Source organism: Marinobacter alexandrii (genome assembly GCF_005871205.1).
Classification (GTDB): domain Bacteria; phylum Pseudomonadota; class Gammaproteobacteria; order Pseudomonadales; family Oleiphilaceae; genus Marinobacter; species Marinobacter alexandrii.
Window position 1 is genome coordinate 168,003 of record NZ_SWKM01000011.1, and the last position, 14,140, is coordinate 182,142.

The following is a 14,140-nucleotide window of genomic DNA, read 5'->3' on the forward strand; positions in this document are numbered from 1 at the left end:
GCCTGCCATGATTGAATTCCGCCAGGTGACCAAGCGCTACGACAGTGACCACACCGCCCTGCGCCAAGTGAATTTTGGCCTGGATCGGGGTGAGCTGGCTTTTCTTACCGGCCACTCCGGTGCCGGGAAAAGCACGCTGTTGAAGCTGATCATGGTGATGGAGCGACCGAGTGCGGGCGAGTTGATCGTCGGCGGGCAGGTTCTGAACCGGTTGCCTCGCCGTCAGATTCCCTATATTCGACGTCATATCGGCGTGGTCTTTCAGAACCACCAGTTGCTGTTTGACCGCACCGTTTACGACAACGTCGCCATGCCGCTGGAAGTGATGGGATCGTCACCGCGGGATACTGGCCGGCGGGTGCGGGCGGCGCTTGATAAGGTCGGGCTGCTGAGCAAGGAAAAGATGAATCCGATGCAGCTCTCTGGCGGTGAGCAGCAGCGCGTGGGCATTGCCCGGGCGGTGGTGAACAAGCCGCCGGTGCTGCTGGCCGATGAGCCTACCGGTAATCTGGATCCGGCCTTGTCGGCCGATATCATGAACCTGTTTGGCCAGTTCAGTCAGGTGGGGGTGACCGTGTTGATCGCCACCCACGACATTGCCCTGATTAACGAGATGGGGCGTCGCACCCTGACCCTCGACCACGGCCGCCTGATTGCCGGTGGCCAGCCATTCGCAGGGGGTGCAAGTGGCCACTGATCCACGCCGAAAACCGGAAGCGGCCCGTGGCGCGGCGGCTTCCCGCTCGCCCTGGCGCCAGCAGGCGGAAAGCTACCTCAATCACCACCGGAAAGTGGCTCGGGACAGTGCAGCGCGGCTTTGGCGCAACCCCGTGGCAAGCTCCATGACCTGGGCAGTGATGGGTGTGGCATTGGCGCTGCCGGTGGCCTTATTGTTGCTGCTGACCAGCCTGGAAGGGGTGAGTGCCGGTTGGGAAAGCAGTGCCCGTGTGACCGCCTACCTGGAGCTGGAATTGCCGGAAGATCGCGCCCGCGAGCTGCGGGAGGAAATCGCATCTGACGGCCGGGTTACCGAGGTGGAGCTGGTCAGTCGCGACCAGGCGTTGGCCGAGTTCCGGACATCTTCCGGTCTCAAGGAGGCGTTGGACTATTTGGACGACAATCCGCTCCCGCACACGTTGCTGATTACGCCGGAACAAGGCGCCCGCTCCCAGGCGGGCGTTGAAGGTCTGGTGAGCTTTATCCAGGCCATGAACGGCGTGGAGCGAGTGCAGGTTGATCTGGGCTGGTTGCAGCGCCTGAATGCCATGACGGATCTTCTGGCGCGCGCGGTCTGGGCGCTGTCTCTGTTACTGGCGGCTGCGGTCGTGCTGGTCATCGGGAACACTGTGCGGCTGTCGATCGAAAGTCGTCGGGATGAAATCCTGGTCGCTAAGCTGGTAGGCGGCACCGACGCTTTTGTGCGGCGGCCGTTCCTTTATACCGGCGCCTGGTTTGGTCTTGGCGGTGGAGTTGTTGCGTTCATCCTGTTGCAGCTGTCCCTTTGGTGGCTCAGCGGGCCGATTGAGCGTCTGGCGGGACTGTATCGCAGCGAGTTTATGTTGAATGGCCTTAATGTGGATGGCGCGCTGGCGTTGATAATCGTCGCGATGCTGTTAGGCTGGCTAGGCGCCTGGGTGGCCGTAAAGCGGCATCTTGACGATATTGAGCCGGGAGAAATTGCCGGCGGATGATCCGGATTGCGGAAAAACCGTATTGAAAGAGCAAGGTGTTCTGGCGTAGTTTTTTGGAGCTAGGACACCACGGAGAATTTCCCAGGGAGTTGATTATTAACGGGTTACTGGGAATTTTGGAATTTATCGGAGTCTTGGCGGTCCAAGCATCAGTTGCTATATTTATTGACCGTCAAGTTCGGAGGTTAAGGCATGGGTACGAGTTTACAGCTCATTGACAGACTGGTTCCGGGTGGAAATCTTGAGTCGTACATCCAGGCAGCGGGGCGCATTCCGGTGCTCACCGCGGAAGAAGAGCGGGATTTGGCTGAGAAACTCCATTATGACGGGGATGTTGAGGCTGCTCGTCAGTTGGTGCTGTCACATTTGCGCTTCGTCATTCATATTGCCCGGAGTTACTCCGGTTATGGGCTGGCCCAGGCCGACCTGATTCAGGAAGGCAACGTCGGCCTGATGAAAGCGGTTAAACGTTTCAATCCCGAATACGGTGTTCGTCTGGTGTCGTTTGCCGTGCACTGGATCAAGGCTGAGATTCACGAGTTTATCCTGCGCAACTGGCGCATCGTGAAAGTGGCCACCACCAAGGCTCAGCGTAAGCTGTTCTTCAACCTGCGCAGCCAGAAGAAAAAACTGGCGTGGTTGAACCATGAAGAGCTAAAAGCAGTTGCTGCCGATCTTGGCGTAGAGCCCCGGGTTGTGCGCGAGATGGAAGGCCGGCTGTCATCCCATGACACCGCCTTTGATGGCCCGATGGACGATGACGAGGACAACGCGTATCAGGCCCCGGCTTACTACCTTGAGGATCGTCGCAGTGACCCGGCGACCCAACTGGAAAACGCGAACTGGACCGAAGATTCCAACGGCCGCCTGATGGAGGCGATGAAGAATCTGGATGAGCGCAGCCAGGACATCCTTCGGGAGCGCTGGCTCTCGGATAGCAAATCCACGCTGCACGAGTTGGCCGACAAGTACGGCGTGTCGGCTGAGCGTATTCGCCAGCTGGAGAAAAACGCCATGAAGAAGATTCGAAATCAGATGGCCGAAGTCGCCTGACCCCGGCCCGTCTGAACTCGAATCCCTGCAAACGCCACCACCGTTCCGGTTGGTGGCGTTTTTGTTTGTATAATCGGTGTCCGCAAAAAACACTTGAGACGCCTGCAGGGGACTATGGATTATGACCGCCGCACGACCGCACATCGCTTTTCTGGGTATTGGTCTGATGGGCTCGCCGATGACCCGAAACCTGCTGGACAGCGGTTTTCCCATGACCTTGTGGAATCGCACGGCCAGCAAATGCGCACCGTTTGACGGCGAGGCTACCATCGCTGACACGCCCGCTCAGGCCGTTGCCAACGCCGATATTGTCGTTACCATGTTGGAGAACAGTGAGGTGGTCGATCAGGTTCTGGTCGCCCAGGGCGCCCTAGGCGCGCTGAAGCCCGGCGCCCTGCTGATTGATATGAGTTCCGTGCAACCGTCTGTTGCCCGCCAACACGCCGCCCTCGCTGCGGAGCGGAACGTAGGTTATGTGGATGCCCCGGTGTCAGGGGGTACGGTGGGTGCGGAAGAGGGTTGCCTGAGCATCATGGCCGGGGGGGCTGAAGAAGACATCGCCCGGGCACAGACGGTGTTTTCGGCTCTGGGTCGTTGTACGAGGATTGGGCCCGTTGGAGCAGGTCAGCTCGCCAAATTGGCCAACCAGGCGATCGTGGGCATCACCATTGGCGCGGTCTCGGAAGCCTTGCTGCTGGCGGCCAAGGGTGGCGCCGATCCGGCTGCCGTGCGTGAGGCCTTGATGGGTGGCTTCGCAGGCTCCCGAATTCTGGATTTGCACGGGCAGCGCATGCTGGAGCGGAATTTTTCGCCCGGGGCTCCGGCCCGCATCCAGCTCAAAGACATGCGCATGATTCTGGATGAGGCCCGCGATGAGGGACTCACCCTGCCGTTGTCGCAGCAGGTGCATAATGAATACCTGTCACTGGTTGCCAACGGCCACAGTGATGTCGACCACAGCGGTTTGCTGCTGGAACTGGAACATCTGAACGGAGCGCTGTTGGGATCCCTTGGCCGCGGACCGAAGGAGTAACGCCATGCCACGCTTCGCTGCCAATCTGTCCCTGCTGTTTACCGAGGTGGATTTCACTGAACGCTTTGCCAGCGCTCGTGCTGCCGGGTTCGAGGGTGTCGAATACCTGTTTCCCTACGCCTACCCAAAGGACCTGCTGAGCCGGGCGCTCAGTGACAATGAGTTGACCCAGGTGCTGTTCAATCTGCCCCCGGGCGACTGGGCCGCGGGTGAACGGGGGATTGCCTGCCTGCCGGACCGGGTTGGCGAATTCCGGGCCGGGGTCGATCAAGCCATCGACTACGCCAAGGCGCTGGGCTGCCGGCAATTAAATTGTCTGGCCGGGCTGCGGCCGGAATCGGTGTCCGAGGCGCTGGCCTGGCAAACACTGGTGGAAAGCGTCGCCTACGCTGCGGAGAAGCTCGCCGCCGAGGACATTGTCCTGTGTCTGGAAGCTATTAATTCCCGGGTGGATATGCCCGGCTTTATGCTGGATACCACCGGCAAGGTGCTGGCGCTGATTGAGCAAGTGGATGGCGATAACGTAAGGTTGCAGTACGACCTGTACCACATGCAGATTATGGAAGGCGACCTGATCAGGTCCATGGAATGCCTACTGCCGTGGATAGGACACATCCAGTTTGCCGATAACCCTGGACGACACGAGCCCGGCACCGGCGAGATTAACTTTTCGAATGTTTTTGCGGCGATCGACAGCATGGGTTACGAAGGCTGGGTGAGCGCGGAATACCGGCCTTCTGGCGCAACCGGGGACAGCCTGGCGTGGTTGCGGGTGCAGGGGTGACCGTCGCCATAGGCGACACCCTCTTACAAGATGGTAACTGGCTCGCCCACTCACTTCTTCGTACCCTGTCATTACATTGAGCTTTAAATATCGTAATCCGTTTACGGGAGGAAGGCCGGTGAAAGCACTGGTAATCGAAGACGATCAGGACGTAGCAAACTATCTGGTGAAGGGGCTGCGAGAGTCCGACTTCGTCGTGGATCATGCCGCCGACGGTAAAGATGGTATGTTAATGGCGGCCAGTGAAGAATATGACATCATGATCGTGGACCGAATGCTTCCGGGCATGGATGGACTGTCCATTATCAAGACCGTGCGGGCCACGGGTAACCAGGTACCGGTATTGATCCTGAGTGCGCTTGGCGACGTGGACGATCGCGTTGAAGGCCTTCGCGGCGGCGGTGACGACTATCTGACCAAGCCGTTTTCGTTTACCGAGCTGCTGGCCCGGATCGAATCGTTGGTCCGTCGTAACCGCCAGACACCGGAAACCGAGACGGTTTTGAGGGTGGCCGATCTGGAAATGGATTTGCTGGCGCGGACGGTTAAACGTGCTGGCCAGAACATTGATGTTCAGCCCAGGGAGTTCCGGCTGTTGGAGTATCTGATGCGCAATGCTGGCCAGGTGGTGACCCGCACCATGCTGCTGGAAAAGGTATGGGACTATCATTTTGACCCCCAGACCAACGTGATTGACGTGCACATCAGCCGCCTGCGGGCCAAAATCGACAAGGAATTCGAAACACCACTGCTGCAGACTATCCGGGGTGCAGGGTACATGTTGCGTGAAACTGCTTAGTCAGCTTAGGACCTCGTCCTTTCAATTAGCCTTGCTGTACATGGTGGTGTTTGCCACCTCGGTATTTATTTTGCTGGCCTTTATCTATTGGCGTACAGCGGGCTTCATGACTGCCCAAACCGATGAAACCATCGAGGCTGAAATTGCTGGTCTGGCAGAGCAGTATCGAGGCCGCGGTGTTAACGGTCTAATTACCATCATTCGCGAGCGCGTTGCTCGCGACCCCAACGCCAAGTCGATTTATCTTCTTACCACCGACGATTTCCTGAAGCTGGCCGGCAACATAGAGTCCTGGCCCAAGGGAGCCCGATCCGAGAGCGGCTGGATCAACTTTACCCTGAATGAGGATGTGGGCTGGAACGGCCCCAAGAGACTGGCTCGTGCCCGTATTTTCGAGGTGCAGGGCGGTCTGAGGTTGTTGGTAGGGCGTGATGTGGATGAGCTCACCAACCTCAAGCGCGTCATTGAAACCGCGATCAATTGGGGGATGGGCATCACCCTGGCGCTGGCCCTGCTTGGTGGCTTCCTGATGAGTCGCAGTACCACCCGCCGCATTGAGGTGATCAACAACACGTCTCGCCGCATCATGAATGGTCATCTTTCCCTGCGAATCCCCACCCGGGGTACTGAAGACGATTTCGATCAGTTGGCAGAGAACCTGAACCAGATGCTCGACCGCATTGTGTATCTGATGGAAGGCATCCGACACGTTTCGGACAGCATTGCCCACGACCTGAGAACACCACTCACCCGGTTGAGAAATCAGCTGGAAAGCACTCTCATGTCCGTCGATAACGATGAGGCTCGGGAACAGGCCGGCCGTGCCGTGGCCGAGGCCGATCAGCTACTCGCCACCTTCAATGCACTGCTGCGGATTGCTCGCCTGGAAACCCGCGGCAACGCCGCCGACATGAAGCCGGTAGCTCTGGATGAGCTGGTCGCAGACGCCTGCGAGTTGTATGAAGCGCTGTCCGAAGACAAGGAGCAGCGGTTCGAGCAGCACATGGAAAAGGGTGTGATGATTGAAGGTGATCGGGATTTGCTATTCCAGATGGTCAGCAACCTGATTGATAACGCGATCAAATACACGCCGGAGCAGGGCGTTATAGGGGTGGCGGTCCGCAAAGAGGGCGCGGAATCAATTTTCGAAGTGCGCGATAGCGGTATCGGTATACCTGACGAAGAAAAAGACCAGGTATTCCAGCGCTTTTACCGGGTGGGTAAGAGTCGCTCATTACCGGGCAACGGTCTGGGGCTGAGTCTGGTCAGCGCCGTTGCCGAGATCCATCAGGGCCGGATTGTGCTTAGTGATACAAAGCCGAACGCAGATGCGCCCGGGTTGACGGTGTCGGTACACATGCCGGCGTTCACCGGTGTTCGCAAGCGCATCAAGGCGACTACGATGGAGCAGACCGCTGGAGTGGGCGGAGATAACTCGCCCTCTCCCAGTGAGGCCAGTGATGCTTAAGATGTTTAAGCTTACTGGCTGGCGCGGAAACGGTTTACGCGCTCAAGAACCGGTCCAAAAACGGCCTCCGCCCGGTTTTCAATTGCCTGAGTGAAGTGCTCAACCTGTGACCGGCGACGATCCACTTTGGCCTGAATGCTGTCCCATTCGCCCTCAAGGTGCTTTTGTTCAGCTGCCAGGAAGGCCGCAATGTTGTGGCGGTTGACCTTGCCGGTGATGCCGTATTGGTCCAGGCGATAGCCGAGGGTGTCGATACCATCGAGGGCGATGTTCAGCAATTTCTGAGTGTTCATGGACAGGCTCCGTGTTGGCAAATCTTCAGGGAAATCTATCCCCGCAAAGTAGCGCCAGAGCCTAGAGTGTACAACCTAATTCCCGCTTCTCGGCATTGCGGGCGCATCTGAACAAAAGGTAATTCGCCGGCCACGCTGTTGTAACCCCGGCCGTGCATAATAGAACCTGTAATATTTGAGGCGGGCGACCAACATGGCCCGCTTCGCTCTCCAGCACAGCGCTAGCCTTAACCCCGTTCTTACGGGGTTTTTTTCGTTAGGTCGCGCTGTTTTCTTCGTACCACACCTGATCAATCCACCAGATCTTTTCAGCCGCGGGTGTTCGCACAGACACCTCGTCGCCAGGCTCCTTTTTCAGGCACGCGCGGGCAATGGGCGCGTCGATGGACACGAAATCCTTGCGCTCGTATATTTCATCCGGGCCGACAATCCGAAAGGTCAGGGTTGTCTCGTCGTCTACTAGCCGGACCCAGGCGCCAAAAAAGACCCGGCCTTCCTGAACCTCGGAATAGTCCACAATCCGGACACTCTCCAGGCGTGTTCGGATGTAGCGAACACGTCGGTCGATTTCGCGCAGGCGGCGCTTGTTGTATTGGTAGTCCGCGTTCTCTGACCGGTCGCCAAGGCTGGCGGCCCAGGTTACTTTCCGGGTTACTTCCGGCCGCTCCGTGCGCCAGAGAAAATCCAGCTCCTGTTGCAGTTTGTCGAATCCGGCGCGGGTAATCAGGTTTGTTTTCATATCAAGATCGGCTATCAATAGAAGGGGCTCGGCGAGAGTATAACGTCTCAGATTGATCAGAGTAGTGCACCACGGACACATCTGAAAACACTTCTTAACCAACCGTTTATTGACGCGATGACCACCGATGCTAACCTTCGGAGGAATATCCCGGCATTTATTGGTATTCAGCGCAAACCCTTTTCGACAAGCCGACTATTGGTCGCGATGAATTGATACACTCTGAGCTAGCTTGCCGGACGTACAGAGAGTACGTCGATCGTGGTGAGGGTTCGATAATATGCACGTGGCCAGGGGCTGCCCTCAGGTGTTCTTAAAATTTCTCATGGTATTGCTGCTGTGGTCGTCTCTGGGGACGGCCAACGGTTCGGTGCGTTCCGAATACGAGGTAAAGGCAGCATTCCTCTACAACTTCACCCGATTTATCACCTGGTCCGAGCCTTCGGCGGAAGGGGATGAACTGATCATTTGTGTCTTTGGCAGAAATCCGTTTGGCGATGTGCTCCAACAATTGAATGGACGAGTGTCCCAGGGCCGGGCCCTGGAGCTGGACTACCCCACGTCACTTCAGGAGCTCGATCGCTGCCAGGTCCTGTTCGTAGGTAGTGGCAAAGCGCGGGACCTCGCTGCGATCACCGACTACGCTCATGCCCGGCAAATCTTGACGATCAGTGAGATCCCCGGCTTTGTAGATGCAGGCGGGATCATCGGCTACGTCAAAGAAGGCAACGTTATCCGCTTCGAGATCAACCTCCTCGCAGCTCAGCAGTCCGGCCTCCAGATCAATTCCCGGTTGCTGGAGCTTGCCTTGCGGGTAATTCGATGAGCGAGCGCTGGCGCTGGGAATCTTGGCCCCTGCGAACCAAGCTCCTGTTGCTAACGGCCTCCATCAGTACCCTGGGTATTCTGCTCGTCTGTACCAGCCTGGTTGTGGTGGAAAATCGCACTTCCGAGGAACAACTCGAGTCCGAGCTTCATGTCATTGCGGGCATCCTGGCGGAGCAGTCGGCGGCCGCCCTATTGTTTGAAGACAGTCAGCAGCTCAATACCGTTATCTCGAGTTTGGATCAGATCGAGACCATCGAGCAGGTCTGTGTTTATAACGTCGCCGGGGAGGTCATGAGCGCCATGAATGGGGCTGGCTATGAGCCCTGTCCGAGCCTGGATGTCGAACCTGCTGTGGGGTTTGTGGGCGACTACTATCGCCTGCTTGAGCCCGTCATGCTGGATGGGGATATCGTTGGGCGGTTTTACCTGATGTCCCGGTTAGAGGTGCTTCGAGAACACATTTGGACCTTCATCGTCATATCGTTCAGCGTCGGGGTCGGGATTCAGGTGCTGTTGATCTGGGTGGCCTCGCGTCTGCAACGGTTGGTATCTGAGCCCATCGTTGAACTCTCGAATGCCGCCGACAGGATTTCCCATGAGCACGATTATTCCATCCGGGTGCCGGTCTATGGAAAAGACGAGCTGGGCAGTCTGGGCAGCACGTTTAACGAGATGATTGGCACTATCCAGCAGCAGAACCGGAAGATTCTGCAAAGTAAGGATGACTTGGAACGCACGGTTGCTGAGCGAACCTCCGAGCTGAGCTTGGCCAACCGGGAGTTGGAAGCGTTCAGTTTTTCGGTGTCCCATGATTTGCGTCAGCCGTTGAGAGCAATCGAAGGGTTCGGTCAGGCCCTTGAGGAGGATTGTCGGGATCAACTGAACGATATTGGCCTCGATTATCTGGGCAGAATCCGGGCCGCCACCGTAAGAATGGGGAGTCTGATTGATGGCATGCTGGTTCTTTCCCGGGTAAGTCGACAGGCCATGGAGGTGGAGCGCGTTAACCTGAGTATTATGCTTGGGGAAATCGTTCAGGAATTACAGGACACCACCGACGCTGTGCCGTCGGAGGTGACGATTCAGCCGAATATGCACGTGGTCGGCGATGAACGCATGTTACGCATTGCCTTTCAAAATCTCTTGGAAAACGCGTGGAAATACACCTCAAAAAACGAGAAACGAGCGATTGATGTGTCGGCGTGTGAAAAGTCCAACAGTATTACCATCGCATTGAAGGACAATGGGGTGGGGTTTGATATGAAGTATGTCGACAAGCTGTTTGTGGCTTTCAACCGTCTGCATACCCCGGCCCAGTTTTCCGGAACCGGTTTGGGGCTGGCCACCGTGGATCGAGTTGTACGGCGTCATTTTGGTCGGATATACGCCGAATCGACAGTCGACACCGGCGCCTGCTTCTATGTAGAGTTCCCCCGGCCAGAGCGTGGTCCAGAGTCAGGGTTGCAACATCAGGCAACCCGCCAGAATTGGAGAGAGTATGGCTAAGGGTGATTGTTCAATTCTGGTTGTTGAAGACAACCCCGATGACCAGATCCTGACGATGCGGGCGCTCCGTAAGGCGAGCAGTCACAGCCCCATTATTCTTCAGGAGGACGGCCAGTCCGCTCTGGATTTTCTCTTTGGTACCGAAAGCAGCAAATGTTCACCCCAGGTCGATTCAATTGGCGTGATTCTTCTGGATCTCAAGTTGCCGAAAGTCAGTGGTCTCGAGGTGCTGCGTCGTATCCGCTCGGCGCCCCAGACCGATTGGCTGCCGGTGGTCATGATGACGTCTACCGACGAGCCAAATGAGCTGCGTGAAGCCTATCGGCTGGGCGCCAATAGCTTCGTTACCAAGCAGATTGACTATAGTAAGTTCAGTGAGCAGATGTGTTTGCTGGCCCGTTATTGGTTAACCGTAAATCAAGTTCCTATGATCGGTTCATTCCGATCATCCAGAAAAGGTAGTGCTGGTGAGTGATATGAATGGCCGCCTTCGGGTGTTGCTGATTGAAGACTCTGAGGACGACACTTTCCTCCTGTTACGCGCTTTGAAAAAGGGAGGTATTGAGCCGTACTACAGAGTGGTGGACAGTGAGAGCGCGATGGAAGCCGCGCTCATGGAGGAAACCTGGGATATGGTGATTACTGACCATAGCTTGCCGGGTTTTACCTCCTTTCGGGTGCTCGAACTCAGTCGCCAGTATGCGCCGGAGTTACCAGTGATTATCGTGTCCGGATTGATTGGTGAAGATGTTGCCGTGAGTGCCATGAAGGCCGGCGCACAGGATTACATCATGAAGGACAATCTGAGTCGGTTGATTCCTGCGATTAATCGCGAGATGCGGGAAGTGTCTATCCGTCTGGCGAAAAAGCGCGCCGAATCGACGCTGGAACACATGGCCTACCACGACAGCCTGACCGATTTGGTCAATCGCCGTGAATTTGAGCGTCAGTTGGTTCAGTCGCTCCATGATTCCCGCAAGTCCGCCCGCGAATGCGTTCTGCTGTACCTGGATCTCGACCAATTCAAGATCATCAACGACACCTGCGGCCACATGGCCGGCGATGAACTTCTCAAACAGCTTTCGAAAGTACTTGGCCAGCGGCTTAGAACCTCTGACACCTTGGCGCGTTTAGGGGGTGACGAGTTTGGGGTGCTGTTGCGGAACTGTGACGTGGTTGATGCCCGTAAGGTTGCCGAAAACCTGTGCAAAGAGGTCCGTGAGTACCGCTTTGTCTGGGAGGACAAGCCGTTCGCCGTCTCCCTTAGTGTCGGCATGGTTATCATGGGGAGTAATTACAAGACCGCCAGTGAACTGCTCAGCCACGCCGATCTGGCGTGCTACGCTGCCAAGGATCGTGGCCGGGACAATGTTCAGGTGTACGAGACCAGTGACCTGAACATGCAGCAGCGCCAGCGCGATATGCACTGGACCAGTCGCCTGCAAAGTGCCCTGCAAACCAACGATTTCTTCTTGTACCATCAGGAAATGATTCCCTTGCAGGAAGCCAGCGCAGACGGTTTCCGCACTGAGTTTCTGGTGAGATTGCGCGACGGTGATGATACTGTGCCCCCGGGTGCTTTTATTCCGGCCGCAGAGCGCTTCGGCCTGATGCCACGCATTGATCGCCGGGTTATTGAACTGGCTTTTGCCTACCTCGACCGCACGGGCTTAGGCCGGGAATCTACGGGCACCTTTTTCATCAATCTGTCTGGTAGCTCCCTGAGTGATGGAGAGCTTTTCCATTTCATCAACAGTAAGGTTCAGGAGTACTCCATCCTGCCGACCCGGATCTGCTTTGAAATCACGGAAACGTCTGCCATTGCGCATTTAAACGATACGATTGGCTTTATCGAGCGAGCCCGACACGAAGGCTTCGAGTTTGCCCTCGACGATTTTGGCACCGGAATGAGTTCCTTCACCTATCTCAAGGCTCTGCCTATTGATTACCTGAAGGTTGATGGGGGCTTTATTCAGAATTTACTCGATGACCCGATCGATATGGGGATCGTTGACGCCTGCAACCGTATTGGCCACGCCGCCGGATTGAAAACCATCGCCGAATTTGTCGAAAGTGACGAAGTGAAGGACTGCCTCATCAAACTCGGCTTCGATTATGCTCAGGGTTATGGGATTAAGATGCCGGTCCCCCTGAACAAGTAGCTCGAAACAAAGCAAGAAGACTTGTTCGCCCTCTACAGTTTAAAGACTAGCCTATGCCTGATTGCGGTGATTTGATTCTGCGTTACCTTGAGCGCCTGGGTGTGGCGTATGTCTTCGGTGTGCCCGGGGGCAGCATAGAGCCGTTGTACAACGCGCTCGCACGGAGTGAGCGCCAGGGCGGCATTCGGTCGGTAACCGCCCGCCATGAGACCGGCGCCGCCTTTATGGCCGATGGCTATGCCCGGGAGACGGGCCAGATTGGTGTCTGCTGTGCCACGGCCGGCCCCGGCGCGACCAATTTGCTTACCGGGGTGGCGAACGCCTACGCCGACAACATCCCCATGCTGGTGATAACAGCACAGACCTCACTGAACCGGTTCGGCCAGGGCGCCTTCCAGGAATCCTCCTGTACCGGCATCAATACTGTGGATATGTTCGCCAGCTGTACCCGGTACAACACACTGGTCTCGCATCCTGATCAGTTGGAATCCAAACTGCTGCACGCCTTAAGTCATGCGCTTGGCCAACAGCCAGGGCCCGTGCATCTGGCCATTCCCTTGGATGTAATGCGGCATACCATTCAAGGCGCCTCAATGGCGTTGGGCCTGAGCGCCTTCATCCCTAATGAAGTGGTGCCGGATTCAGGCTCGGTTCAGCGGGTGGTCAGTGATCTCACCGATGTCATGCAGGCGACTATCGTGCTGGGTGAAGATGCCATCCACTCGGCAGACCAATGGATACAATTAGCGGAGCTGCGGCAGTGGAATCTGGTGACCACACCCCGCGGCAAAGGCCTGGTGAACAGTTTTCACCCACAATGCCGGGGCGTTTTCGGTTTTGCCGGCCACCAATGCGCAACCGAGGCGCTGAAACCTGAAAATGCGGACAGGGTGATCATGGTTGGTGCTGCCCTCGATGAGGTCTCCACTGGCGGCTGGAGTCCCGATGGCCTGCTGTCCGCACGCCTGATCCACCTGTCCAGAAACCCGGGGCACCTGACCCGGGCAACCATGGCGGGGCATGTGGTGTTGGGCGAGCCCAGGCATGTTGTTGAAGCGCTTTTAGAAGATCTGGGTGGGGTGCAGGGTAATGTCAGCGCGACCAAGTGGGATGCTTTCGATGGCGTTCCAGCGTTTGTCGAAGGCCGTTTTCGGGCAAGCTGCTTCGACACCTCGGGCCCGGTAAAGGCGCAAGCGCTCATGACCTATTTGAGCAAAGCCTGTCCTGAAACAACACGGGCGCTGTTCGATACCGGCAACAGCTTTTTGTGGGGCATCCACCATTGGAATGTTGGGCAGCCTGGACGGCATTTACCGTCCAGAAACCTGTTCCACATTGGGATCGGCTTCGCGTCGATGGGCTGGTCAATTGGGGCTTCTGTCGGTATTGCCATGGCAGCGGGCGATGCCCCGGTTCTGTGTGTGACTGGCGATGGCAGCTACCTGATGTCGGGCCAGGAACTCACCACCGCGGCCCAGGAGAATTGCAACGTGCTGATGGTGGTACTGAACGATTCATCGTTGGGCATGATTCGTCATGGCCAGGCACTGGGAGGTGCAGAGTCGATCGCCAATGAATTGCCCCGCGTCGATTATGCCAAGCTGGCGGAGGCCATTGGTGTGGAATCTTACCGGATTGCGACTCTGGAAGACCTTCATGAGCTTGATCTGGCGTCGATTATGGCGCGTCCCGGCCCGTGCTTGCTCGATGTCCTGGTTGATGGGGATGAAGTGCCGCCCATGGGCGCGCGGATGAAAGTACTCAAAGAGACTGAATAAGCGGGA

At 56.9% G+C, this 14,140-nt stretch carries 14 protein-coding genes; 12 read left to right on the plus strand and 2 right to left on the minus strand.

Annotation, left to right across the window (positions count from 1 at the left end):
• The first annotated feature begins 7 nt into the window (after window positions 1–7).
• The 7 genes from ftsE (at window position 8) to FCS96_RS01020 (ending at window position 6,828) form a co-directional block, all read left to right on the plus strand.
• Window positions 8–697, plus strand: coding sequence for a cell division ATP-binding protein FtsE (ftsE, locus tag FCS96_RS00990; protein WP_138438383.1), 690 nt, complete (start codon window positions 8–10; stop codon window positions 695–697).
• Entirely contained in the window at window positions 687–1,691 is a 1,005-nt protein-coding gene (ftsX, locus tag FCS96_RS00995; RefSeq protein WP_138438384.1) for a permease-like cell division protein FtsX, read from the plus strand. Before ftsE ends, ftsX begins: the two co-directional genes overlap by 11 nt.
• 192 nt (window positions 1,692–1,883) lie before the next feature.
• The gene (gene rpoH, locus FCS96_RS01000) at window positions 1,884–2,744 is read left to right on the plus strand and encodes an RNA polymerase sigma factor RpoH (protein WP_138438385.1); all 861 of its coding nucleotides are present in this window, start codon (window positions 1,884–1,886) and stop codon (window positions 2,742–2,744) included.
• Window positions 2,745–2,865: 121 nt separating this feature from the next.
• Window positions 2,866–3,777: an NAD(P)-dependent oxidoreductase gene (locus tag FCS96_RS01005; RefSeq protein ID WP_138438386.1), complete on the plus strand. Its 912-nt coding sequence runs from the start codon at window positions 2,866–2,868 to the stop codon at window positions 3,775–3,777.
• 4 nt (window positions 3,778–3,781) lie between these two features.
• Window positions 3,782–4,561, plus strand: coding sequence for a hydroxypyruvate isomerase (gene hyi / locus FCS96_RS01010; protein WP_138438387.1), 780 nt, complete (start codon window positions 3,782–3,784; stop codon window positions 4,559–4,561).
• Between the two features lie 118 nt (window positions 4,562–4,679).
• Window positions 4,680–5,360, plus strand: coding sequence for a winged helix-turn-helix domain-containing protein (locus tag FCS96_RS01015; RefSeq protein WP_138438388.1), 681 nt, complete (start codon window positions 4,680–4,682; stop codon window positions 5,358–5,360).
• Window positions 5,347–6,828: a HAMP domain-containing sensor histidine kinase gene (locus FCS96_RS01020; protein WP_228263994.1), complete on the plus strand. Its 1,482-nt coding sequence runs from the start codon at window positions 5,347–5,349 to the stop codon at window positions 6,826–6,828. Before FCS96_RS01015 ends, FCS96_RS01020 begins: the two co-directional genes overlap by 14 nt.
• Before the next feature lie 11 nt (window positions 6,829–6,839).
• Here FCS96_RS01020 and FCS96_RS01025 read toward each other — a convergent pair whose 3' ends face one another.
• Window positions 6,840–7,121 carry a hypothetical protein gene (locus tag FCS96_RS01025; RefSeq protein ID WP_138438389.1) on the minus strand — a complete coding sequence of 94 codons (282 nt, stop codon included), beginning with the start codon at window positions 7,119–7,121 and terminating at the stop codon, window positions 6,840–6,842.
• Between the two features lie 256 nt (window positions 7,122–7,377).
• Entirely contained in the window at window positions 7,378–7,860 is a 483-nt protein-coding gene (gene greB, locus FCS96_RS01030; protein WP_138438390.1) for a transcription elongation factor GreB, read from the minus strand.
• 325 nt (window positions 7,861–8,185) lie between these two features.
• On the opposite strand from greB, the gene FCS96_RS01035 reads away from it, so the two are divergent.
• From FCS96_RS01035 to FCS96_RS01055, 5 genes are read left to right on the plus strand one after another with little or no spacing between them, the layout of a single operon-like run.
• Window positions 8,186–8,686, plus strand: coding sequence for a YfiR family protein (locus FCS96_RS01035; protein WP_171040638.1), 501 nt, complete (start codon window positions 8,186–8,188; stop codon window positions 8,684–8,686).
• Complete coding sequence (locus FCS96_RS01040) at window positions 8,683–10,194, plus strand: ATP-binding protein (RefSeq protein WP_138438392.1); 1,512 nt, start codon at window positions 8,683–8,685, stop codon at window positions 10,192–10,194. The genes FCS96_RS01035 and FCS96_RS01040 overlap by 4 nt, the downstream gene beginning before the upstream one ends.
• Entirely contained in the window at window positions 10,187–10,669 is a 483-nt protein-coding gene (locus tag FCS96_RS01045) for a response regulator (RefSeq protein ID WP_138438393.1), read from the plus strand. Before FCS96_RS01040 ends, FCS96_RS01045 begins: the two co-directional genes overlap by 8 nt.
• Window position 10,670: 1 nt before the next feature.
• Window positions 10,671–12,356 carry a putative bifunctional diguanylate cyclase/phosphodiesterase gene (locus FCS96_RS01050; protein ID WP_171040681.1) on the plus strand — a complete coding sequence of 562 codons (1,686 nt, stop codon included), beginning with the start codon at window positions 10,671–10,673 and terminating at the stop codon, window positions 12,354–12,356.
• A 53-nt stretch (window positions 12,357–12,409) separates the two neighbouring features.
• Entirely contained in the window at window positions 12,410–14,134 is a 1,725-nt protein-coding gene (locus tag FCS96_RS01055; RefSeq protein WP_138438394.1) for a thiamine pyrophosphate-binding protein, read from the plus strand.
• Window positions 14,135–14,140: the final 6 nt, after the last annotated feature.